Source organism: Micromonospora sp. NPDC049049 (assembly GCF_040649115.1).
Classification (GTDB): Bacteria; Actinomycetota; Actinomycetes; order Mycobacteriales; family Micromonosporaceae; genus Micromonospora.
The window spans coordinates 79802-101722 of the sequence record NZ_JBEZEX010000004.1 but is presented as its reverse complement, the minus strand read 5'-3'; the positions used below and the strand labels follow the sequence as shown (position 1 = coordinate 101722).

Annotated in this window: 26 protein-coding genes; 10 read left to right on the top strand and 16 right to left on the bottom strand. The window is 72.4% G+C overall.

Going from position 1 to position 21921, the window contains the following annotated elements:
* Positions 1 to 99 precede the first annotated feature (99 nt).
* The 3 genes from AB0B68_RS06340 to AB0B68_RS06330 all read left to right on the top strand — a co-directional run bounded on the left by AB0B68_RS06340 (position 100) and on the right by AB0B68_RS06330 (position 2090).
* The gene (locus AB0B68_RS06340; RefSeq protein WP_357208158.1) at positions 100 to 720 is read left to right on the top strand and encodes a hemerythrin domain-containing protein; all 621 of its coding nucleotides are present in this window, start codon (positions 100 to 102) and stop codon (positions 718 to 720) included.
* An 83-nt stretch (positions 721 to 803) separates the two neighbouring features.
* Positions 804 to 1784, top strand: coding sequence for a LysR family transcriptional regulator (locus AB0B68_RS06335; protein WP_357208156.1), 981 nt, complete (start codon positions 804 to 806; stop codon positions 1782 to 1784).
* Positions 1785 to 1844: 60 nt separating this feature from the next.
* Positions 1845 to 2090: a hypothetical protein gene (locus tag AB0B68_RS06330; protein WP_210818733.1), complete on the top strand. Its 246-nt coding sequence runs from the start codon at positions 1845 to 1847 to the stop codon at positions 2088 to 2090.
* Between the two features lie 57 nt (positions 2091 to 2147).
* On the opposite strand, the gene AB0B68_RS06325 is transcribed toward AB0B68_RS06330, so the two are convergent.
* From AB0B68_RS06325 to AB0B68_RS06315, 3 genes are read right to left on the bottom strand one after another with little or no spacing between them, the layout of a single operon-like run.
* A complete protein-coding gene (locus AB0B68_RS06325) occupies positions 2148 to 2498 on the bottom strand; it encodes a DUF3140 domain-containing protein (RefSeq protein ID WP_141909299.1) in 351 nt (116 codons plus the stop codon).
* On the bottom strand, positions 2498 to 2710 hold the full coding sequence (locus AB0B68_RS06320) for a hypothetical protein (RefSeq protein ID WP_357208051.1): 213 nt from the start codon (positions 2708 to 2710) through the stop codon (positions 2498 to 2500). The genes AB0B68_RS06325 and AB0B68_RS06320 overlap by 1 nt, the downstream gene beginning before the upstream one ends.
* Positions 2707 to 5265 carry an ATP-dependent Clp protease ATP-binding subunit gene (locus AB0B68_RS06315; protein WP_355007897.1) on the bottom strand — a complete coding sequence of 853 codons (2559 nt, stop codon included), beginning with the start codon at positions 5263 to 5265 and terminating at the stop codon, positions 2707 to 2709. Before AB0B68_RS06315 ends, AB0B68_RS06320 begins: the two co-directional genes overlap by 4 nt.
* Positions 5266 to 5405: 140 nt before the next feature.
* On the opposite strand from AB0B68_RS06315, the gene AB0B68_RS06310 reads away from it, so the two are divergent.
* The 5 genes from AB0B68_RS06310 (at position 5406) to AB0B68_RS06290 (ending at position 10642) form a co-directional block, all read left to right on the top strand.
* Positions 5406 to 5798 (top strand): hypothetical protein, encoded by a 393-nt coding sequence (locus tag AB0B68_RS06310; RefSeq protein WP_355007896.1) that lies wholly within the window; start codon positions 5406 to 5408, stop codon positions 5796 to 5798.
* A gap of 152 nt (positions 5799 to 5950) precedes the next feature.
* Complete coding sequence (locus AB0B68_RS06305; RefSeq protein ID WP_030332749.1) at positions 5951 to 6211, top strand: hypothetical protein; 261 nt, start codon at positions 5951 to 5953, stop codon at positions 6209 to 6211.
* Positions 6212 to 6217: 6 nt separating this feature from the next.
* On the top strand, positions 6218 to 7315 hold the full coding sequence (locus AB0B68_RS06300) for a hypothetical protein (protein WP_357258151.1): 1098 nt from the start codon (positions 6218 to 6220) through the stop codon (positions 7313 to 7315).
* Complete coding sequence (locus AB0B68_RS06295; protein ID WP_357258149.1) at positions 7308 to 9983, top strand: FtsK/SpoIIIE domain-containing protein; 2676 nt, start codon at positions 7308 to 7310, stop codon at positions 9981 to 9983. The genes AB0B68_RS06300 and AB0B68_RS06295 overlap by 8 nt, the downstream gene beginning before the upstream one ends.
* On the top strand, positions 9980 to 10642 hold the full coding sequence (locus tag AB0B68_RS06290) for a hypothetical protein (protein WP_357205301.1): 663 nt from the start codon (positions 9980 to 9982) through the stop codon (positions 10640 to 10642). Before AB0B68_RS06295 ends, AB0B68_RS06290 begins: the two co-directional genes overlap by 4 nt.
* Before the next feature lie 92 nt (positions 10643 to 10734).
* Here AB0B68_RS06290 and fxsT read toward each other — a convergent pair whose 3' ends face one another.
* From fxsT to AB0B68_RS06275, 3 genes are all read right to left on the bottom strand, one after another.
* Positions 10735 to 12921, bottom strand: coding sequence for an FxSxx-COOH system tetratricopeptide repeat protein (gene fxsT, locus AB0B68_RS06285; protein WP_357205304.1), 2187 nt, complete (start codon positions 12919 to 12921; stop codon positions 10735 to 10737).
* Between the two features lie 143 nt (positions 12922 to 13064).
* Positions 13065 to 14342 carry a cupin domain-containing protein gene (locus tag AB0B68_RS06280; RefSeq protein WP_357258147.1) on the bottom strand — a complete coding sequence of 426 codons (1278 nt, stop codon included), beginning with the start codon at positions 14340 to 14342 and terminating at the stop codon, positions 13065 to 13067.
* Between the two features lie 9 nt (positions 14343 to 14351).
* Positions 14352 to 14657 (bottom strand): hypothetical protein, encoded by a 306-nt coding sequence (locus tag AB0B68_RS06275; RefSeq protein ID WP_357258145.1) that lies wholly within the window; start codon positions 14655 to 14657, stop codon positions 14352 to 14354.
* 157 nt (positions 14658 to 14814) lie between these two features.
* Here AB0B68_RS06275 and AB0B68_RS06270 point away from each other — a divergent pair, with 157 nt between their 5' ends.
* Complete coding sequence (locus AB0B68_RS06270) at positions 14815 to 15576, top strand: DUF72 domain-containing protein (protein ID WP_357258143.1); 762 nt, start codon at positions 14815 to 14817, stop codon at positions 15574 to 15576.
* 44 nt (positions 15577 to 15620) lie between these two features.
* Here AB0B68_RS06270 and AB0B68_RS06265 read toward each other — a convergent pair whose 3' ends face one another.
* The 10 genes from AB0B68_RS06265 to AB0B68_RS06220 all read right to left on the bottom strand — a co-directional run bounded on the left by AB0B68_RS06265 (position 15621) and on the right by AB0B68_RS06220 (position 21441).
* A complete protein-coding gene (locus AB0B68_RS06265) occupies positions 15621 to 16049 on the bottom strand; it encodes a DUF2267 domain-containing protein (RefSeq protein WP_347661067.1) in 429 nt (142 codons plus the stop codon).
* The gene (locus AB0B68_RS06260) at positions 16042 to 16227 is read right to left on the bottom strand and encodes a hypothetical protein (protein ID WP_112676583.1); all 186 of its coding nucleotides are present in this window, start codon (positions 16225 to 16227) and stop codon (positions 16042 to 16044) included. The genes AB0B68_RS06265 and AB0B68_RS06260 overlap by 8 nt, the downstream gene beginning before the upstream one ends.
* 111 nt (positions 16228 to 16338) lie before the next feature.
* Positions 16339 to 17211 (bottom strand): DUF72 domain-containing protein, encoded by an 873-nt coding sequence (locus AB0B68_RS06255; RefSeq protein WP_357258140.1) that lies wholly within the window; start codon positions 17209 to 17211, stop codon positions 16339 to 16341.
* 48 nt (positions 17212 to 17259) lie between these two features.
* Positions 17260 to 17658 (bottom strand): TraR/DksA C4-type zinc finger protein, encoded by a 399-nt coding sequence (locus AB0B68_RS06250; RefSeq protein ID WP_124823205.1) that lies wholly within the window; start codon positions 17656 to 17658, stop codon positions 17260 to 17262.
* Between the two features lie 164 nt (positions 17659 to 17822).
* Positions 17823 to 18485, bottom strand: a complete 663-nt coding sequence (locus AB0B68_RS06245) for a uridine kinase (RefSeq protein WP_357258138.1) — start codon at positions 18483 to 18485, stop codon at positions 17823 to 17825.
* A gap of 41 nt (positions 18486 to 18526) precedes the next feature.
* Entirely contained in the window at positions 18527 to 19132 is a 606-nt protein-coding gene (locus tag AB0B68_RS06240; protein WP_355007887.1) for a winged helix-turn-helix domain-containing protein, read from the bottom strand.
* Positions 19133 to 19379: 247 nt separating this feature from the next.
* Complete coding sequence (locus AB0B68_RS06235) at positions 19380 to 19913, bottom strand: winged helix-turn-helix domain-containing protein (RefSeq protein WP_357204212.1); 534 nt, start codon at positions 19911 to 19913, stop codon at positions 19380 to 19382.
* A gap of 50 nt (positions 19914 to 19963) precedes the next feature.
* The gene (locus tag AB0B68_RS06230; protein WP_357258136.1) at positions 19964 to 20452 is read right to left on the bottom strand and encodes a rhodanese-like domain-containing protein; all 489 of its coding nucleotides are present in this window, start codon (positions 20450 to 20452) and stop codon (positions 19964 to 19966) included.
* Between the two features lie 43 nt (positions 20453 to 20495).
* Positions 20496 to 20951: a cysteine dioxygenase family protein gene (locus AB0B68_RS06225; protein WP_357204208.1), complete on the bottom strand. Its 456-nt coding sequence runs from the start codon at positions 20949 to 20951 to the stop codon at positions 20496 to 20498.
* 112 nt (positions 20952 to 21063) lie between these two features.
* Entirely contained in the window at positions 21064 to 21441 is a 378-nt protein-coding gene (locus AB0B68_RS06220) for a signal peptidase I (RefSeq protein WP_357204206.1), read from the bottom strand.
* A 64-nt stretch (positions 21442 to 21505) separates the two neighbouring features.
* Between AB0B68_RS06220 and AB0B68_RS06215 the strand changes: the two genes are divergently transcribed.
* Complete coding sequence (locus tag AB0B68_RS06215; RefSeq protein WP_357204205.1) at positions 21506 to 21898, top strand: ankyrin repeat domain-containing protein; 393 nt, start codon at positions 21506 to 21508, stop codon at positions 21896 to 21898.
* Positions 21899 to 21921 lie beyond the last annotated feature (23 nt).

Here is a 21921-nt window from a genome sequence, read left to right as displayed (position 1 = left end):
CGCATCGACGGGTCGGTTTCGCGTCGGCCGCGTTCGGGTACCGCCGCCCACGACCGAACGTCCTGCCGGAGCTTCCGCCCGCCAGTCGAGGAGGGCACCATGTCCGCTGTTCCCCTGCCGCCGCTGCCGCCCGCGCCCGCACCCGAGGAGGGCTACCGACCCGCCGGTCGTAGCATCGCCGACATCGTCGACGGGGAGCACCGGCAACTGCTGGCGCTGCTGGACCAGCTCTCCGGCCCGGACACCACACCGCAGGAGGGGTTGGCGGTGCTCACCGCCGCGCTGTCGCGGCACCTGTCCGCCGAGGAGCAGTACCTGCTGCCGGCGGTCCGCGCGGCGCTGCCGGCGGCCACCGAGCGGGTCGATGCGGAGATCAGCGCCGACGCGGCCCTGCTGAGCGCCCTGAAGGGGCTGACGGAGGAGGCGCTGACCGAGGTCGCCGAGCGGGTCCGCCGGCACGTGGAGGGCGTGGGCGCGCTGGTCACCGAGCTGCGCGCCGTCGCGACCGAGGAGGAGCTGATCCGGCTGGGCAACCGGTTGGAGATCGCCGAGGAGGCCGCGCCGACCCGACCGCACCCGGGCACGCCGGCCACCCCTCCGTGGAACCGGATCGTGGAGCCGGCGGTCGGGGTCGTGGACAAGGTCCTCGACGCGGTGACCCGGCGACCGACGTACCTGGCGGACCTGGCGGACCTGCCGGAGCCGCCGCGCGACCGCTGACCGACGACCACCGGCAGTGCATTCATTATCACCGATCCGCTCAGGCTATTCCGCCAGCAGACGCCTGGTCCTACCGTCACCCTATGAACCTGGAGCTGCGTCACCTGCGGGTGGTCTGCGCGATCGCGGAGACGGGAAGTGTGACGAAGGCGGCCTCGGCGCTCGGCCTGGCCCAGCCGGCGCTCACCGCCCAGCTTCAACGCATCGAACGGACGCTGGGCGGCCCGCTGTTCGACCGGGATCGGCGCGGGGCTCGACCCACCGCGCTCGGTGAGCTGGTGCTGGCCCGCGCCCGGGTGCTGCTGCCGGCGATGAAGGGGTTGCAGGACGAGGCCGCTCGGCTGGCCGGGGCAGGCGACACGCCGCCGTGCTACCGGTTCGGCGGGGTCAACAGCCCGATCCTGGGTCGGCTGGTGCACCGCTTGGCGGCCGAGCAGCCGCCCGCCCAGATCACCACGTACGCGTCCTGGTCGGTGGACGAGTTGGCGCAGTTGGTGGCCGGCGGTCGGCTGGACTTCGCACTGGCCGGCGTGTGCGGCGACGCCAGTCCGTCGGCCGGGTTCGGGTTGAGCTGGCAGGAGGTGGCCGTCGACCCGGTGCTGGTGCTGCTGCCGGAGACCCATCCCCTCGCGGCGCAGGAGGAGGTCCGCCTGGCCGACCTGCGCCACGAACAGTGGGTCGCCGCGCCGGGTGACGGCTGCTTCGCCGACTGCTTCGCCGCCGCCTGCGCCCGCGCCGGCTTCACCCCCCGCAAGGTGTACGAGACCGACATCCGCGGCTGCGTCGACCTGGTGGAAGCCGGCGTGGCGGTGGCCCTGTGCCAGGCGACGTTCCGTCCGGTGAGTGGTCTGGTCACCCGTCAACTCGCCGGGACGCCGCTGCGCTGGCGGCTGCTGCTCGGCTGGCATCCGGACTCCCCCGCCGCCCAGGGCGCGGAGCTCGTGCTGGAAACGGCGAAGGCGGCGTACGTCGACTCGTTGGCGCCGCACCCGGCGTACCTGGCCTGGCTGCCCCGCAACCCGGGGTTCGGCGTCCGGCACCCGACCGGGGTACGGCCGGGCTGAGCTGCCGGTATTCCGGGCCGCTGGCGGTGCGAACCGCCGTGGGCCGGGTATCTGGCGGACATGACCGACCTCTACCCGCCCGCCGACGACCGCGAACTGCTGCGCCAGGCGGCTGCCGCGCACACCGCCGCCACCCGTGCGGTGGAGGCGTTCCTGCGCCGCCTGCCGACGGTGCCCGACCCGGCCGACGTGACCGAGTACGCGAATCTGCTCACCCGGGAGGACCAGACCCGGGGCGACCGGGACGCCGCCGCCGACGCGGCGGGTCTGACCATCGCCAGTCTGGAGCCCGACCAGGGCCAGTAGCGCGCCGCGACGGTGCCGTCCCGGGTTCGGGACGGCACCGTCGCGGGTGAACCTCGCTCAGCGTTCGACGAGCGGGTCGTGACCCAGGTCCAGCAGGGAGTGCCGCCAGTTGTCGTCGGCGTTGCCGCGCGACGGTTTGGCGTCCATCAGCTCGCGGATCCGCTCGACCGCCTCCCGCATCACCTCGATGTCCTCCGGGGTGAGGTCCACCTTGCGCTTGTTGAGCACCTTGAGGATCTCCCGGCCGGGCTGGGGCAGGTCGAGGTTCGGGTTCGGGCTGAACGACTCCTCCCCCGAACCCCGGGTCAGCAGCCAGGTCCGCAGCTGCTCCGACGGGACGTTGACCTCGGCGTGGAAGTCCTCCCAGAGCACTTCCACCTCGGGGTCGAGCCGCGCTTCGCGTACCATCAGGTCTCCTCTCCGGGCGGCGGCCCGGACGTCTCCGGGTCGTCCTGGTCGGTCTTCGGGTGCAGGCCCTCCGCGGGCACCCGCGTCCGGCGGGGGTTCGCGGTGGGCGACGCCAGGATCGGGTCGGGATGGTCGTCCTCGTCCCGGGGTTTCGCGGACTCCGCGGGCTGGTGCGGGTCCTCCTGTTCGTCCCTTCGCGCCGGCCCGCTCATCGCGGGTGTGTGGTCGTGGCGGCGGTGTACCCCCGCTCGCCCGCTGTTACGTCGAAGGTGAGCGCCCCGTCGCGGACGTCCACAGTGACCTTCTGCCCCGGCGAGATCGCCGACTCCAGCAGCATCCGGGACAGGTGGTTGTCCACCTCCCGCTGGATCACCCGGCGCAGCGGGCGGGCGCCGAACTCCGGCTGGTAGCCGTGCTCGGCGAGCCAGTCGATGCCGGCGGTGGTGAACTCCACCTGGAGGTCCTGGGCGTGCATCCGGCGGCGGGTCTCCTCCAACAGCAGCGCGGTGATGTCGCGCAGCTGCTCGGCCTCGAGCCGGCGGAAGATGATGACCTCGTCGATGCGGTTGAGGAACTCCGGGCGGAAGTTCTCCTGAAGGCGGCGCATGAGGCGCTCGCGCAGCTCGTTGCTCTCCTGCTCGCTGCCCACGTCCCCGGTGCCGAAGCCGACCGAGCGCTGGGCGCCGGTGATCAGTTCGGAGCCGAGGTTGCTCGTCATGATCAGGACGGTGTTCTTGAAGTTCACAGTGCGACCCTGACTGTCGGTGAGCCGCCCGTCGTCGAGCACCTGGAGCAGGATGTTGAAGACGTCCGGGTGGGCCTTCTCGATCTCGTCGAGCAGCACCACCGCGTACGGGCGGCGACGCACCGCCTCGGTGAGCTGACCGGCCTCCTCGTACCCGACGTATCCGGGCGGCGCGCCGACCAGCCGACTGACCGTGTGCCGCTCCTGGAACTCACTCATGTCCACCCGGACCATCCGGTCCGCCTCGCCGAACAACGCCTCGGCCAGGGCCCGCGCCAACTCGGTCTTGCCGACACCGGTCGGGCCGAGGAACAGGAAGCTGCCCATCGGTCGCTCCGGGTCGGCCAGCCCGGCCCGGGAGCGGCGCACCGCCTCGGCGACCGCGGTGACCGCGTCGTCCTGACCGACCACCTTCTGGTGCAGGTGACCCTCCAGGCGCAGCAGCCGGTCGCGTTCCTCCTCGGTGAGCTGGCTGACCGGGATGCCGGTGGCCCGGGAGACCACCTCGGCGATCTCCTTGGGGCCCACCTCGGGCACCTGGGATCCGGACGAACCGTCCTCGCCGTTGGCGCGTCGGATGTCCTCCTCCAGCTCGGAGATCCGGTCGCGCAGCGCGGAGGCCCGCTCGTACTGCTCGTCGGTGACGGCCTGTTCCTTGTCCCGGCGTACCTCGTCGAGTTCCTGCTCCAGCTCGCGCACGTCGGACGCGGGGGTGCGGGTCCGCAGCCGCACCCGGGCGCCGGCCTGGTCGATGAGGTCGATCGCCTTGTCCGGCAGGAACCGGTCGGTGACGTACCGGTCGGACAGCTCGGCGGCCGAGACCAGCGCCTCGTCGGTGAAGCGCACCTGGTGGTGGGCCTCGTACCGGTCGCGCAGCCCGCGCAGGATGGCGATGGTGTCGTCGACGCTGGGCTCGGGCACCAGCACCGGCTGGAAGCGCCGGGCCAGGGCGGCGTCCTTCTCGATGCTCTTGCGGTACTCGTCCAGCGTCGTCGCGCCGATCACCCGCAGCTCGCCGCGGGCGAGGGCGGGTTTGAGCATGTTCGACGCGTCCATTCCGCCCTCGCTGCCGGCGCCACCGGCCCCGACCAGGGTGTGGATCTCGTCCATGAAGATGATCAGCTCGTCCCGGTGCGCACGGATCTCGTCGATCACCTTCTTCAGCCGTTCCTCGAAGTCGCCCCGGTAACGGGTGCCGGCGACCAGACCGGCCAGGTCGAGCTGGACGACCCGCTTGCCGAGCAGGGTCTGCGGTACGTCGCCGTCGCAGATCCGTTCGGCCAGCCCTTCGACGATGGCGGTCTTGCCGACGCCCGCCTCGCCGATCAGCACCGGGTTGTTCTTGGTCCGCCGGGACAGGATCTCCACGGCCTGCTCGATCTCGTCGGCCCGCCCGATCACCGGGTCGATCTGGTCGTTGCGGGCCAGGTCGGTGAGGTCCTGCCCGTACTGGTCCAGGGTGGGGGTGCCACGGTCCGGCTTCGGCCCGGTCATCGGCCCGCGCTCGGCGTTGGCGGCCTGCAACGACTCGGGTTGGATCCGGCCGGCGGCCAGCATCCGCCCGGCCGGCGACTCCGGGTTGAGCGGCAGCGCCATCAGGATGTGCTCGGGGCCGATGTAGTTGGCACCCATCGCGCGGGACAGCTGATGGGCGTCGAGCAGCGCCCGCTTGGCGGCGGGGGTCAACGAGAGGTTGGGCGGCACCTCCCCGCGTGGCGCGCCGTCGCCCTTTCCGCCGAGGGCGTTGAGCAGGGTGTCCGGGTCGGCCCCGGCCCGGCGTACCAGGTCACGCAGCGGTTCGCGTTGCAGCGCCGCCCAGAGCAGGTGGTCGGTGTCCAGGTCGCTGCTCTGCCGTTGCGCGGCCCGTCGGGCCGCGTCGGCCAGCATCTCCCGGGCGTCCGCCGTCATCAGTCGGGTGATGTCGACCCGGTGCGGCGGTCGGCGCCCTCCCTCGCCCCGGCCGAAGTACCTGGCCAGGAATTCGTCCCACGGGTCGGAGCCGATGTCACCGGGTCCCATCATGTCTGTCCTCCGCAGTAGGGCTCGGCACGGTCGGCAGGGGCTACCCGGCGCGCGGCCCGACAAACGCCGCAGGTGGCGAAGGACCGGCATTCCGGGAGTGGCGTCGGGCCAGGGACGGGCGGTGGTGGCAGGCTGACCGGATGGATGAGACCCCGCTGCTGATCGTGGATGGCGCCAACGTGGTGGGCTCGCGCCCGAACGGGTGGTGGCGTGACCGCGCCGGGGCCGCTGCCCGGTTGCGCGACTCGCTCGCCCCGGTGGCGACCATCGGGTTGCCGGCCCGGCTGACCGCCCCGGTGGAGGTGGTCCTGGTGGTCGAGGGGGCCGCGCGGGGCGTACCGGGCACCGAGGGTGTGCGGGTGGTCTCCGCCGCCGGCTCCGGCGACGACACGGTGGTCGAGCTGGTGGAGGGCGCGCCGCGGCGTCGGCGGCTGGTGGTCACCGCCGACCGGGAGTTGCGCGGCCGGGTGACGGCGCTGGGCGCCGAGGTGTACGGCCCGCGCTGGCTCCGCGAGAACCCGACCAGCAACTGAGAAATTCTCGCACTGGGACTCCCACAGATCGGACTCCCGGCACTTCCGAGGGCCTTCCGGACAGGCGGGCAGGAACACCGACAGGGCGGATGTTCTTTCGGAACCGGCGATAGGCTCTAATGGAGATCTCCCCGCCCCCAGGAGGTTCCGCCGTGGCGAGCGTCGCCGAGCTGAAGGCTGCCATCGATGTCGCCCTCCAACAGATCGGAGACGGGCAGACAGCCGTGCAGGCAGCCGGCGAGAAACTCTCCGAGGCACAGCAGACCCTTGCCGGGGCGCTGGAGGGCAGCGGGCACGAGACTGTGGAGGCGGCCCAGGCGTCACTGACCCAGGCCAGCCAGGAGCTGGAGGAGTGTCTCGCCGCGACACTTGTCGCGGTGGAGCAGGCGCAGCTCTACGTCTCCACTCTGTAGGCCGTCATGTCCATCATCGAGGATGTCGGCGGGCAGGTCCGTGCCGCCACCGAGGAGTTCCCGGTCGCGCTGCTCGGGCAGGCGCTGGAGAAGTTCGGCCTGGCCGCGGAGCGGCTGCGCTGGGTACGACAGGAGTCGGCCAACCCGATGGGGGTGCCCGAGCTCTCCGCCGCCACCGAGCACGCCGAGAGTGCCGGCTACGCGCTGCGGGTGGCCCAGGAACAGCTGTCGGCGTACCTGACGGCGATCGGGCTCGGCGCGGACGGCGCCCCAGCGCCCCGCCCTGAGCAGCAACGCGCTCCCCGACACGACACGCCACCGGTGTCCGGGCCCGCCGTGGTCGCGCCTGAGCCGGCCGAGCAGGTGCGAATGCGCCGCTGGTGGTCGGTGCGGGTGGCCGAGCTGACCGGCGGGCGCGAGGGCACCGACGACGAGCCCGACGAGCAGGTGGACGACTCCCAGGAGTTGCTGCGCCGAGTGGTGGGTGGTGTCCGCTCCGGCGACCGGGACCGGCTCCGCAAGGAGCTGCGCCGAGCCCCGGCCGACGTGGGGCTGGGCATGGCGGCGCTGGCGCCGCCGCTGCTGCGTGAGCTGGCCGGCGAGTTGCTCGGGCACCCGCCTCGCGCCACCGATCTCGGGCGGCTGCGCGGCGAGTTGGACGGACGCGTGCGCGACCTGCTGCCCGGGTTGCCGCCGCCGGTGCTGGAGACGTTGCTGACCCGGGTGTGCCGGATGCCGCCGCCGCGCGCCTCGGGGGAACCACCGCACGCCGCCGACTCCGCGGTGACCGCCGGGGTGGCGACCGGGCTGCTGCTCGCCCGCCTGGGCCGGGACCTGCCGGCCGGCGGCGCGAAAGAACCGGCGGGTTCGGGGCAGCGAGGCGACGTCGGGCAGCCGGCGCGGGCGGGGCAACCGGCGGGCACGCAGCAGCCGAGCGGGACCGTGCGGTCGGCGGGGGCGGTTCCCCGCGCCGGCGGTGCGATGCAGCGCTCCGGTGGTCTGCCGCAGCGCTCGGACGGGCCGCCGCCACGCCCCGCTGGGCCGCCCCCACGCTCGGGCAGCCCCTGGCGGGACGCGCCGACGCGTCGGGACTCCGATGGCTGACCGGCGCGGTCAGCTGGCCAGCCGGGTCCGGGACACCCTCGCCGAGGCGTTGGGCGCCACCCGCACCCGACTGTCCGCCGCCCAGGCCGACCTGACCGCCGGGCGGGAACGACTGGCCCGGGTCCAGCGGGCCGCGGCTGCCGTACCAGAGCGGGTGGGCGCCCAACGGGACCGCCGCATCGCCGAGATCGACGCCCGCTACTCCACCCGGATCGCGGAGCTGGCCCGGCGGGCCGCCGACGCGGCCCGGCAGGAGGCGCCCGGCTGCGCGGGGGCCGACTGGGCGGGTTGGACGCCGACGCCCGCCCGCCGGGCCGAGCCGCCCGGCGCGCTTCGGGTCGGCACGGTCCGGATCGACGGCGTCGACCCGGTTCCCGCGCTGGTGCCGTTGCTCGACGCCGGGCACGTGCACCTCTCCGGGGACGACCGCGCCGGCTGCGACGCGGTGGTGTCCGCGTTGCTGCTGCGGGCCGTTGGCCGTGCCGACCCCGGGGTGGTACGACTGGTCGGGTACGACCCGGACCAGCTCGGCGGCGGCCTGGCCGGGTTCGCCCCGCTGGGCACGGCGGGGCTGCTCACCTTCGTCGGCCCGGGCGGGCTGGGCCCGCTGCTCGACGACCTGGTGGAGCAGATCCGCCGGATCAACGAGACGGTCCTCGCCGGCGAGTACGCGTCGCTGCGCGAACTGGCTGCGGCGACCGGCCGACGACCCGAACCGTGGCGGGTGGCGGTGCTGCTCGGCGGGGAGGAACTGAACCGGCACGAGCGCGGGCAACTGGACCGGGTGGTGCGGGCCGGCGCCGCATGCGGCGTACACCTGGTGGTACACGGTGTGCCGTTGCCGGAGGATCCGACGGTGACCCGGGTGGTGGCCGGCGTGTCCGGCGCGCGGATCGGCGGCTCGGCCGGGCTGCCGGTCCGGCTGGACCCACCGCCACCGGCGGCGCTGGTCACCGAGACCTGCCGGGACGTCGCCGCCCGGGTGAACGCGGGCCCGCCGCCGACTCCCTTCACCGACCTGCTGCCCCCGACCGAGCTGATGTGGCGGGAGGACTCCGCCGACGGGCTGACCGCGCCGATCGGTGAGGGCCCACAGGGCCGGCCGGTACGGTTGACGCTCGGCGACTACCCACCGCACGCGCTGATCGGCGGGCCGTCCGGCACCGGCAAGACCAACCTGATCTTCGCGTGGATCGGCGCCCTCGCCGCCCGCTACTCCCCCGCCGAGCTGGAGTTCTACCTTCTGGACTTCAAGGAGGGGGTCTCCTTCGCGCGGTTCGCGCAGGGCCGGCGCGACCCGAGTTGGCTGCCGCACATGCGGCTGGTCGGCATCAACGTCAACACCGACCGGGAGTTCGGACTGGCGCTGCTGCGCTTCCTCGCCGAGGAGTTGCGCCGACGCGCCGACGCGGCCAAGAAACACGAGGTGACCAAGCTGGCGGAGCTGCGGGCGGTCGACCCGACCGGACACTGGCCCCGCATCGTCGCCGTGGTGGACGAGTTCCAGATGTTGCTGGCCGGCCGGGACGTGGTCGCCCGGGAGGCGGCCGACCTGTTGGAGGACCTGGCCCGCCGCGGCCGGTCCCAGGGCATCCACCTCGTCCTGGCCTCGCAGGACGTGCGGGGCATCGAGGCGCTGTGGGGCCGCCCCGCGCTGGTCGCCCAGTTCGCCCTGCGCATCGCGTTGCCCAAGGCGCTGCGCATCCTCGCCGAGCGCAACGACGCGGCGCAGTCGCTGCCGCGCTGGCACGCGGTGATCAACGCCGAGTCGGGCATGGTGGAGGGCAACGAGGTGGCCCGCATCCCGGCGGCCAGCGACTGGGAGACCTGGAGCGGGTTGCAGCACCGGCTGTGGCGGATGCGCGCCCCCGACGCGGCGCCGGCCCGGCTCTTCGACGGCGACGCGATCCCCCGGCTGGCGGACGCCCCGGACTTCCGGGCGCTCGCCGTACCGCCGGACGGAACCGCGCCGCGCAACCCGGTGGCCCTGCTCGGCGAGATCATCGACGTGCAGTCCCGCTCGGCGTCGCTGCGGCTGCCGCGCGCCCCGGGCCGCAACCTCGCGGTGCTCGGCACCCGCGTCGACGAGGCGTGCGCGGTGCTCGACGCGGCGGCCCGGTCGCTGGCCCGTCAGCACCCGCCGGGCACCGCCCGGTTCTCCATCGCCTGCCTCGACCCGGACGCCGACCCGATCGCCCGCGCCCTCTACGACGACCTGGCCGACGACGCCGCCTGGTACGACGAGGAGACCGTCGGGGAGCTGATGGCCGAGACGGCCGACGGGCTCGGCGGCCCGGGAAGTCCGCACTACCTGCTGCTGTTCGCCGTCGACGCGGCAGCGGGCGCGTTGGCCGCCCGCACGGGCCGGCGGACCGGCCTGGAGCAGCTGCGCCGGATCATGCACGACGGGCCGGAACGACGCACGCACGTGCTGGCCTGGTGGCGGGGTGTGGCCCGGATGCGCGCCGATCTCGGTGGGCCGGCCGCCCGTACCGACCAGATCGGCGCCTGGGTGGCGCTGGACGCGCACGGCGGCGAGCTGGGCTCGTCGCTCTATCCGGGCACCGGCGGCCCGGACTGGTATCCCCGCCCCTGGCGGGGGCTCTTCTTCGACCGGGCGGTGCACCGCACCGGACAGGTGATCATCCCGTATGGACCGACGCGATGAACGAACCGGTGACCAGCGAGACGTACGCGGCGCAGCTACGGCGGCTGGCCGAGCTCAGCGCGCGGGTACGCGAGCAGCGCGCCGAGGCGCACACCTGGCACGAGCGGCAGTGCGTTGCCGCCGAGCGGGCCGTCGCCGAGGCTGCCGACCAGCTCCAGAACGCCGAGGAGGAACTGGTCGCTGCCCGTGAGCAGCAGGAACGGGTCGACGCCGAGGTGACCCACCTGTGGCAGCAGGTCCGTTCGCGTCTCGGTGCCCGCCGTCTCGGTGGCCCGCCCGCCCCGGCGAACGGCGTCGGGGCCACCGACCCGGTGGTGCTGCTCGCCAAGGCCCGTGACCTGCTCGACCGGGCCGGTCAGCCGGGCGAGCTGCCGGGCTCGGTCAACCCGCTGCTGGCGCTCTGCGGGGTGGCCGGCGCCGTGCTGGCGTACGCGCTGGGGGCCGGCGCCCGCGCGCTCGGCATCGGGTACGGCGGAGACCTGGCGGTCGGGTTGCCGGTGCTGGCGCTGGTGGTGACCCTGCTCGGGCCGCTGGTCGGTCTGGTGCCGGCGCGGGTGCTGGCCGACCGCCGGCACGCGGTGCTCGGCCCCCGGCCGATCACAGTGGTCCTCGGTGCGGGGGTGGTCGCCACCGGGCTGCTGCTGGCCCTCGGCCGCTGATCCGACGAACGGCCCCCGGGTGGCCGCAGTCAACGACCGGACAGGGCGCTCGGGGCGCGAGACAGCACCAGCTAGACACCGGCATTCCCGGCTCAGCCCTGGTGGGACGAGTTCGGAAAAAGGCTCTGAGCCAGGGCCAAGGTTTCGGGATGGTCTGTGCCCAACACCCGCTTGCGACGTTCGAGAGTCTCCTCGTCAAGAGCGCGCGCCTCGTGGAGACTCCCCTCCCGGCGCAGAATTTCAGCGAGGATGGCCGCCGCCTGCAGAGTGCTGCGGTGGTCGGGACCAAGCCTGCGGCTGAGCTCGGCAAGGGACAGGCGGCACGACGTCCTCGCCTCGTCCAGTTCTCCGAGATTCGCGAGGTCGAGAGCGAGTTGGGTCTTGGTAATCAGGGTGTCCGGATGATCGTGACCAAGCACCACTTCCCGGCGGTCCAGAATATGGCGGTGCAGAGCCCTCGCAGCTTCGTGTTCACCAAGCTCAGACATTCGATTAGCCAGATTGTTGGCGGACAGCAGAGTCCTGGGATCATCGTCACCGAAGATCCGCCGCAGGCGAGTGAGAGTGTCGCGGTTCAACTGCCGTGCGTCCTCGTATCTCCCGAGGTCGGCCATGGCCCTGGCGCAGTTGCCAGCCGAAGACAGGGTCTCCGGATCGTCCGGACCGAGCAGGCGCTGCAAACGGGCAAGTGTGTCCGTCTCGATGCCCAACGCGTCGGGATGCGCCGGGGGAAGCGTCGCCGACTGCCGCCGAGCTGCCCGCAGGACATCCAGATCGTCGCTGCCCAGCGATTGGGTCCATCTCTCGCGAGCTGCGCGGGCGAGCTCATTCGCTGATGCGGCCTGTCCGGACAGCTCCAGATACCGGGCGGCATCGAGAACGACTCTTCGATAATCCTGGCTGCCCGCGTCAGCGGATGCGGGGGCCAGCCGTAGATGCGGGCCAACGTGAGCCGTCAGGATGGACCACAGGGGCCAGAGGGCCAACTCAGAGGGGTCGTCGGATCGGTTCGCGGCGAGCAATTCACCGGCCAACTGCCACTGCCTGCTTCGCGTCCGTACGGTGAGCAGATCGCGCACGACTGCCGCCGTCGTGCGGTGCACCACGAGCGACCCCCCGTCCGAGTCGAGCCGCGCAAGGCCGAATTCCACCAGCCGCCCCACCGATGACCTCAGTTTGACGGGTGAGGCCTTGGCGAGGGCGCTTCGACTTCCCTCCTGCGGCATACGAGTGAGCCAGGTGAAGGGAATCGGCTCTGGCCCCAGGAACGAACACAGATTCAGGATGCTGACCCCGACGGGGTCCTCAACACTGAGCCGTTCGACGGAGAGCGCGACCACCGCGGCCAACGACAATTGATATCCGACCGGCCTGCCGCGGTCCAGAATCTCGATCGCATGCGCTTCGATCGCATCGACGTACTCACTGGGCCGCATGCCCGTTGCCACCATGAAACCCGCCGCCTGCGCTACCGCCAGGGGCAGATCGCCCACCGCGTTCGCGACCCTGTCCGCGTCCGACGGGCTGATCCCGCTCAGCTGCGCTGTCAATAAGGACACCGACTCTGTCCGGGAAAATACATCCACTTGAATCAACGCTCCTAGCTGATTCCAGTAGTTGGCTCGCGAGGTGATCAGCACTTGACCGGCACCATCGGGAATTACCGGCGAAACGAGCTCGGTTCCCGGCATGTTGTCCAACACCACCAACCAGCCCCGGTGGCCGCGCAGCCAGACCCGAGCCTTCTCGGCAGCATCCTTGACCGGTGTTCCTTCGGTTGCTTCACCCACTTCGACAGCCAACGCCGCCAACTGTTCGGTTACGAGCGGAGGCTGTTCGGCAGCTATCCACCAAATCACGGAAAAACGCTCTTTGAATCTGTGCGAATATTCGACTGCCAGACTTGTCTTACCGGAACCACCTATGCCGTGCAGACAGACGACAGATGATTCGAGTCGCAGGTGAAGTTCGTCCAGTATCTGTTCCCGACCGGTGAACAGCGGATTCCGATTCGGCATACGACGCGGGCCCGGCTGCTCAGTCTCGGCGGGGACAACGCTCTTGGATCTCCGGCGCGGCCACAGCAACACCACCTCGGACCCCACGCACATCAGAGTTATGACACCTAAGGTCAACCACGGATTCTGTCGCACCAGCTCAAGGACCCTGGGCCAACGCTGCTGGTCGGAAGCTGCGTTAGCGGCAAGACCTCCCAGCGCAGCCAACATCGGCACACCGGCCACGACCCATCCGGCCGAGCGACGACCATCAGAACCCATGGACGAATCCCTCCGCGGCACCGTCCCCCACATCCAACAGGACGTCGCGTCTGGTGTCACTGGCCGTTCATCAGGTCCTCGAGACGTGAAGCGCCCTGGGCAGGGTGTACCCAGGGCGCTGCGCCGGCCCTCGATGCGACCGGTCAGGCCGGGATCAGGACGGCCTCGCGGAGCAGACGGCGGGCCAGGGTGACCCGGTCGGCGTCGTCGGGCAGGCCGGGCAGGTCGCCGACCCGGGTGACCACTCCGCTGAGCAGGGCACGGGCGGCCGGCTCGCAGGTCGCCGGAAGGGTGATGGTGCGGTCGAAGAGCCGCAGCGCCACGCTGTCCGACCCGTGCGGCACAAGCTGCCAACGCAGGCCCGGCCGCAGGGTGAGCCGGGAGTCGGCGTCCAGTGTGGCCAGCGCGTCGGCCTGGGCGAGCGGTCGGATCGGCGCCGGGCGGGCGGCCGGCCAGGCGCGCTGGCGCAATCGCGCGGCGACGGCGCTCGGGTCGGCGCGCAGCAGCCAGTCCCGCAGCGCCTCCACGGTCTCGGTCAGCTCCGGCTCGATGGCGTCCGGGTCCGCGACGTCGGTGCCGAACGGCAGGCTGGCCCGCAGTCGCTGGTCCTCGGCGGACAGCGCCAGCAGCTCCTCGACCAGGGCGTAGCGGGTGAGCGCGCGAATGCCCACGGTCAGGTGCAGCGAGCTGGCGTCCTGTGCCTGCGCGCTGTGCAGCCACCCCCGGGGCAGGTAGAGGGCGTCACCGGGGGCGAGCACCACGTCCAGCGCGGCCGGACCCTGCGCGGTGGCGGAGACCTCGTCGGCGCGTCCACCCCACGGCTGCTTCTCCAACGGGTCGGGCAGGACCGGCGGGTGGATCCGCCAGTGCTTGCGGCCGTCGACCTGGAGCACGAACACGTCGTGGGTGTCGTAGTGGGTGGCGAAGCCCTGGCTGCCGGCCGGGGTCAGGTAGGCGTTGATCTGCAACGGCTGGTTGAGCGCGAGGCCCAGGTCGCGGGCGAAGTCGACGAGCGGCGGCCAGATCCGGTGCAACCCCTGCAACACGAGGGTGGCCCCGGACGCGTACTGCTCCAGGACCCGCTCGTCGAGCACCTGGTCGCCGATCTCGGCGCCCGCGCCGCCACCGCCGGTCCAGCGCGAAGCCGCGACCAGCTGGCCGTCCTTGGCGACGCGCAGGAACGGGGTACGCAGACCGCGCCGGCTCAGCAACTCGTCGGCGTCGGCGGGGCTGAGCAGGTCGGTGAAGCCGGCCGGGTCGGGCAGTTCGGCGGCTCGGGACAGCAGCGGGGTGTGCCCCCAGTGCGCGGCGGCGAACTTGGCCGGTTCGACCGAGACGCATCGGGCCAGCGCCGCGGTGGCCTCGGCGGACGCAACCGCCGGGCGACCGTGGTGGCCGCCCGGCGGGTCGAGGTAGGTCATTGCGAGCCGCTACCGGGCGCTGCCGTCAGCGCCACCGTCCTGCTGGCCCGGGGTGGCACCGCCATCGGCGGGACCCTCCGCGCTGCCATCGGCGCCACCGTCGTGCTGACCGGGGGTGGCACCACCATCGGCGGGACCCTCCGCGCCGCCGTCGGCGCCACCGTCGTGCTGACCGGGGGTGGCACCACCATCGGCGGGACCCTCCGCGCCGCCGTCGGCGCCACCGTCGTGCTGACCGGGGGTCGCGCCGCCGTCGGCCGGACCCTCCGCGCCGCCGCCGCCGGTGGTCTGCATGTCGTCATCGTTGAGTGCCATCGGTACTCCCTCGGGTGTGCCGCCCCGCCGTACGCCGGGGTCCGTCGTGTTGCGGGTGGTACCCCACGCGCGATCTTCTCTAACCCTCACCGTAGACGCCGAACCGGGGCGACACGGGCAGTTCGCGAGCCGCGGCGGAGAGTGCCAGGATGGGTGGGTGATCCTGGTGGGCACGTCCGGCTGGCAGTACCGGGACTGGCGCGGGCGCTTCTATCCGCAGGGGTTGCCGCAGCGGCTCTGGTTGGAGCACTTCGCAGCCGGGTTCGCCACGGTCGAGGTCAACAACGCCTTCTACCGGTTGCCCGAGCGGGACACCTTCGCCGCCTGGCGGGCGCGCACCCCGGCTGATTTCTGCGTCGCGGTGAAGATGAGCCGCTACCTCACCCACATCAGGCGACTGCGTGACCCGGAGGAGCCGGTGGCCCGGTTCCTCGGCCGCGCCACCGCGCTCGGTGACCGGCTCGGCCCGGTGCTGCTGCAACTGCCACCGAACCTGCGGGCGGACGTGGAGGCGCTGGACGCGACGTTGCGACTGTTCCCGACGCAGGTGCGGGTAGCGGTCGAGCCCCGGCACCCCTCCTGGTGGACCGACGCCACCCGTGCGGTCCTCGAACGGCGTCGGGCAGCGCTGGTCTGGGCGGATCGGCTGGGCCGCCCGGTCGCCCCCCGCTGGCGCACCACCGACTTCGGCTACCTGCGGCTGCACGAGGGGCGGGCACGGCCGTGGCCGCGTTACGGTCGGGCCGCGCTGCGGTCCTGGGTGGGTCGGCTGACCGACGCCTTCGGTGCCGACGAGCCGGCGTACGTCTACTTCAACAACGATCCGGGCGGGGCCGCGATCGTGGACGCCGTGGCGTTCGCCGCGCTCGCCCGCCGGGCCGGGCACCCGGTGTCGCGGGTGCCCGCCGAGGACGACTGAGCCCGCCCGACAGCGGTCGGGCGGGCTCGCGGTGTGTCAGACCGTCACGGCATCATCGTGGCGAGGTCCTTGGGCATGGTGTCCTTCACGTCCTGCCACTCACCCTGGGTGACGTGGCGGCGCAGCGTGTCCAGCACCACCTGCGTCACCCGCTCCGGGCCACCCTCCGCGTCGTACGGGAAGCCCTGCCGAACCTCGTAGAGGAAGTCGTCACGGTTGAGCTTGATCGGCACGTCGGACGGCACCCAGCCATCGAAGTAGATGCCCCGTACCAACACCGGCAACTGTTGGGCGAACTCCACGCTCTCGTCCACCGGCAGCCGGTCGCGCAGCAGGTGCAGCACCGTGCGCAGGGCCGCGTACGACTGGTTGCGCCGTTCCTTCGGCCAGCCGTACGCATTCTCGATGTCCTTGAGAATGAGGTTCGTCTTGTCCAGCGAGGACTCGAACGCCGAGATCATCGAGTCAGCCATCGGTCGACCCCCGTTCCGTGGTGTCCCACCGTCGGTCGTCGGCGCGGCGCGGCGGCCCCACCGGGCCACGGCGGGCCCGCACCGGGCTGCCCTGTGGCGCGCGCCGGGCGTTGTCGGCCGTGCCGACCACGTGCAGGACGGCACCACGCCGTCGATCCGTCACCACTCGAACCGTCATCCCCGTCACCTCCGTGTCGTCTCCGGCGTCGGCCGCCCGTGGACGGCCGAACCCACCGCGTCCACCCTGCCGGCGGGTGGGGTGAGTCGTCCCCACCCTGATCGGGTGAGGTCAGTCGACGTCGAGGAGAGCCGCGAGGGTCGTGGCGTTGGTCTGCGCGTAGTCGCGGTAGCAGTTGTTCATGAGCACGTGGGTCTGGCCTGCCTCGTCGGCGAGCTCGCGCAGCTTCGGCGCCCAGTCGGCCAACTCGCGCTGGGAGTAGTGGTAGCCGAACTTCTCGTGGATGTCCTTGCTGGTCCACTTGTCGCTGTGCCCGTGGAAGCGCATGACCGCGAGGTCCGCGGTGGCGGCCAGCACCGGGGGCAGCGACGAACGGTGGCCCTGCGGCATGTCCACGCAGACGTACGGCAGTTTGTGCTCGCGCAGAAAGGCCAGGGTCTCGTCGGCGTTGTCGCCGTCGAACCAGGAGGCGTGCCGGAACTCGTACACCGGGCGCAGCGGCGCGCAGCGCTTCGCCACCTCCAGCAGGTACTGCTTGTTGGCCCGCTTGATGGTGAACCAGGGTGGGAACTGGAACAGCAGCGCGCCCAACTTGTCGGCCTCGACCAGTGGGTCCAGTGCGGACAGGAAACGCGTCCACACCTCCTCGTACGACTGCGCGGGCAGGTCGTCGGGGTAGACGTTCTTCTTGTCGGTCTCCGGGCGCAGGTCCTTGTAGAGCGCGCTGACCCGGGTGGGGTGCCCGGTCAGCAGGCTGAACGCCTTGACGTTGAAGGTGAAGCCGGCCGGGGTGCGTTCGGCCCACAGCCGCGCGGTCGCCTCGGCGGGCGGCGAGTAGTAGGTGGCGTCCACTTCGACCAGCGGGAACTGCTTGGCGTAGTAGGCCAGCCGCTTCTCCGGGGTGTCGGCGGTCTGCGGATACCACCCCGAGTCCAGCAGTGTGCGGTCGGTCCAGGAAGCGGTGCCCACGAGGATGTCACCCATGGCTGAAGTCCACCGCGTCCGGGACCGACCGGCAACCGCTGGGGTGGCTCAGGCCGCCCGCCGCTCGCGAGTCTGCTTGCACGTCACACAGGTGGTGGCGGACGGGAAGATCTCCAGCCGCTCCACCGGGATCGCCGCCGAGCAGCCCTCGCACCAGCCGTAGGTGCCCTCCTCGAGCCGGCCAAGGGCGTGCTCGTACTGGGCGCGGCGGTCGAGGATGGTGCGCAACAGGGACTGGGCGGTGTCCCGCTCGGCCGTCTTGGTACCGCTGTCGGCCTGGTCGTCGCCGGCGGTGTCGCCGACCTCCACCAGCCGCAGCACCTGGCTCTGGAGCACCGCCTGGTCGTACTCCGCGGTCAGCTCGTCGTAGCGCGCCTGGAGCGACTGTCGGATCTGGTCGATCTCCGTCTGGGACCGGGCCGTACCGACCGTGTCGTGGACGAGCATCGCTGCCTGCCTTTCCTGGGCCTGTGGCACAAGGTGAACCGGGTGCCGGCGGCGCGGGGCCCCGGTCACGGTCGCGTTCGGTGCGCGGGCGATCACCCGTGCTCTGTGAGCCGGGCGAGTACCCGCCGGACCGGCCGGGCAAACCGACAAATTCTCGGTTGTTGTCAGTCGTCGTCGCCGGGCTCCACGAGCGCCGGTCGGCGGGGGTCGTCGGCGCGTACCACGACGTCGGCGAAGCTCGCCGGGACGACCTCCTCGGCGTACCGGTCGAAGGCCGGCAGCGCCCACTGCTGGGCCGCTTCGGTGCGTCGGCGAAGCGCCGCCGGGGACAACTCCAGGTGGACGGTCACGTCGAAGGGCAGGCCGCCGCCGAGCAGCAGTGAGCCGCTGACCAGGACGACACCGCCGGGTGCCAGGTCGACGTATCGGGCACGGCTGGCCCGGTCGGCGTCGGCGTCCCAGAGCGACGGGAGCAGCCGGCCGCTGCCGCCGGCGGCGGCCGGGTCGAGCACCTCCCGGCGCAGCCCGGCCTCGTCGACCCAGGCCTCGTAGAAGGAGTCGGGGTTGGTGCGCCCCAGCTCGAAGCGCAGCGACGCGGGGCGCAGGAAGTCGGTGGCGCGGACGTGCAGCACCGGATGGCCCTGCGCGCGCAGCGGGTCGACCAGCGCCGCGGCCAGTTCGTCGGCGCCGGCGGCGGGGGCGCCGTCCACCGCCACCCGCAGCCGCGCGGGCCCGGCGGCGGCGCTCGCGGCGCGGGTCGCCGCGTCGGCCAGCCGGCCGGTCAGCTCGGTGACGAGCAGGTCGGGCGAGATGGGGCGGATGCGCACCGGACCATCCTGCCCCGCGCCGGGTACGTGGGTGTCGCCGGTCAGCCGCTGCGGTCGATGGTGACCCGGGCGTCGTCGGCCAGCCGGTAACCCACGCCGTAGACGGTGGTGACCAGTGGGACGTCGACGCCGACCTTGCCGCGAAGCCGACGCACGTGCACGTCGACGGTGCGCACGCCGGCGTGCTCGTAGCCCCACACGGCGTTGAGCAGTTGCAGGCGGGTGAACACCCGGCGCGGGTGGGCGACCAGGTGCAGCAGCAGGTCGAACTCCAGCCGGGTCAGCGGCAGCGGCTCCTCGTCGCGCAGCACCGAGCGCGACGAGGCGAGGATGTGCAGGGCGGGAATGGTCGGGCTGATCGGGCGGGCCGGCGACCGGTTGGCGGGCGCCTGGTCGGGGCGGCGTTCGGTCGGGACCGAGCCGATGATCACGCCTTCGCCCCGCTCCAGCATCTCGCGAGCGGCCTCCAACAGCCGGCGTGCCGCCGGGGTCAGCGACTCCTCACAGGCCAGCGGGATGGACAGCGTCACAGTGAGCACGGGCGCGGCGGTGTTCGCCGGGCGACGCTGGCCGCCGGGAGGTCGACCGGGCACCGCGGGTTGGGACGTATGCCATCCGGCACGCGACGAGGCGGGGCTGACCGACATGGTCCTCCTTGGGCTGGTCCGGGTATCTCCCCACGGCCCGGGACGCCGCTTCATCGATGCTTCCCGGCGCCTGGGCGAGGGTCAAGAGGCGGCTACGTTGCATGAATGTGACAATTGACGAACGCATCGGAGCCGGATGCTCGCTCTGCGTACGAGTCCTGATGATTACAGCAGAGTCGTCGACATGCCCCGTTACGGGGGTCCCCGACCGGTTCACCAGGCGGTCACGTCGCCTCCGCACCAGGGCTCAGCTGCTGTGATCCACGCTGATCAGGGCCTCGTCGGCCAGCCGGTAGCCGACGCCGTAGACGGTGGTGACCACCTCCGAGCCGGCCAGCTTGGCGCGCAGCCGACGGACGTGCACGTCCACCGTCCGGGCCACCGCGTGCTCGTAGCCCCAGACGCTGGAGAGCAGTTGCAGTCGGGTGAACACCCGGCGGGGCCGCTCGGCCAGGAACAGCAGCAGCTCGTACTCGATGCGGGTCAGCGCGATGACCCGGTCACCCTGGCGGACCATCCGCGAGCCGGCCAGGATGCGGACGTGGTCCGGTGCGGCAGGGCGCGGGGCCGGTCGCGGCCCCGACGCGGGCTCCTCCACGGCACGCAGTTGACCCTCCCCCGATTCGGCCAGCTCGCCGAGCAGCTGCACGAGCCGGGCCAGGCGAGGGCTCAGCGGCCCGGGGACGAGGTCGAGGGTGATGGTGAGGGTCGGGCTGGTGCGCGGACGGGCCGACGGGCGCACGCCGGGGTGACGGCGCGTGGGGATGGCGACGACGGACATGGTGCCTCCTGAGTGGCGGTACGCGCGCCACGCCGGGTGTGGCGTGACGGTCAGCGGCGCGCCCACCCGGCGTTGACCGGGGACGCGAGGGGTGAAGGGTGGTGCAGTGGGGTCGGGCCGAGGGCCGGTAGGCCGGCGATGCGCCAGGCCGCGAACCCACCGACCACATCGGTGGCCCGGTGCAGGCCGACGTCCTGCAACGCGGCGGCGGCCAGCGACGAGGTGTAGCCCTCCTGACAGAGGATCACCACCGGCACGTCGTAGTCGACGGCCTCCGGCAGCCGGGCCGCGCAGCGTGGGTCGAAGCGCCACTCCAGCACGTTGCGTTCGACGATGAGAGAGCCCGGCACCACGCCGTGCGCGGCCCGCTGTGCCGCCGGGCGGATGTCGACGAGCAGCGCTCCGCTCCGGTACGCGAGGTGCGCCCGCTCCGGGTCCAGCCGGCGCAGCCGGGCCCGCGCGGCGGCCAGGATCTCGTCGATGCCCCGGGAGCCCGGTGGCGGCACGGGGGCGGGACAGTGCTCGGCGGTTGTCTGCATTATCGGATTCCTTCCGGTGACAGGGGGTTCTCGGGGCGCGCGACTACCAGGACCGACCGGCCTCGGCGACCTCGGCGACCCGCAGCCGCCCGTCGAGGAGGTGATAGCGGGTCATCCGCAGCAGCGCCGGCCGGTAGACGTGCACGCTGACCGCCGGATCGACGCCCCGGTTGGTCACCTGGTGCACGTGCCGGGGGCCGAAGCGGCGGCCCGCACCGGCCGGCAACAGTCGGGGGCGCAGTCGGCCGGCGCTGACCGTCTCCTCGGTGAGCACGCCGCTGACCACCCGGAACGCTCCGGAGGAGCCGCCGTGGTCGTGCAGGTCGGTGCCCTGCCCGGGCAGCCAGCTCAGCGCCCACACCTCGTGTTCGTCGCCGACGGCGAGGCGGGCGTACCAGCGCTCGGCGGGATCGAAGCGCAGCGCGACCGGCCAGCCGGCCGGGTCGGCCCACCCGGCGGCAACGGTGAGCAGGTCGGGCTCCGGACGGTGGTGCGTCATGGCGGTTCCTCGCGGGTCGTTCGGCGGGGTGCCCTCGTACTCTAGACGGCAAAGCCTATAGGTTTAGTAGGTAATTCCGTCTGATGGGACGCAGGTCATCCGCTCGGGTGAATCAGCGCAGCACCGGCGGGTCCGTGCGGTAGCCCGGCAACGAGGGCCAGCGCACTGTCAACACCACCGACGCGCGCTCGGCGAACCAGGAATGGTCCACCCCACGCGCCCACACCACGTAGTCGCCCGGAGCGGCCAGCCGTACCGTCCGGTCCGGCAACTCCACCCGGAAACACCCCTCGACGAGTACGAGCAGAGTGGTGCGCACCTCGCCGGTCGCCCACCGCGCCCGGGCCTGCCCGGGCGGATGCACGCCCCACTTCACCTCGACGTCGGTGCTGTGCCGGATCTCCCCCGGCGGCGCGAAGTGCCCGAGCAACCAACCAGCGTTGGTGGCCCCGTCGACGCCCGCGTTGCCCACGTACACCGTCTCACCCATCGGACCCCTCACCCTGCACACCGGCCGAGCAACCTATCAGGACCGAAGTGACTAACCTGGAACGGTGACCGAGAACCTCGACGCCGAGACGCTGGCGTTCGCGCACCGGATGTTCGACCTGGCCCGTGCCGGCGCCACCGACGACCTGGCGGCGCAGATCGACGCCGGCCTGCCGGTCAACCTCACCAACGACAAGGGCGACACGCTGCTCATCCTGGCCGCGTACCACTCCCACCCGGACACGGTGGCCGCCCTGCTCAGCCGCGGCGCCGACCACACCCGAGCCAACGACCGAGGTCAGACCGCGTTGGCAGCGGCGGTCTTCCGCAGCAGCGCCGAAGCGGTCCGCGCACTCCTCGCCGCCGGCGCGGATCCGGCACACGGCAACCCGTCGGCCATCGAGACGGCGCGCTTCTTCGACCTGCCGGAGATGACAGAGCTGCTGCGCGTCGGCTGACACCGGCACGGCCGGCCGGTATA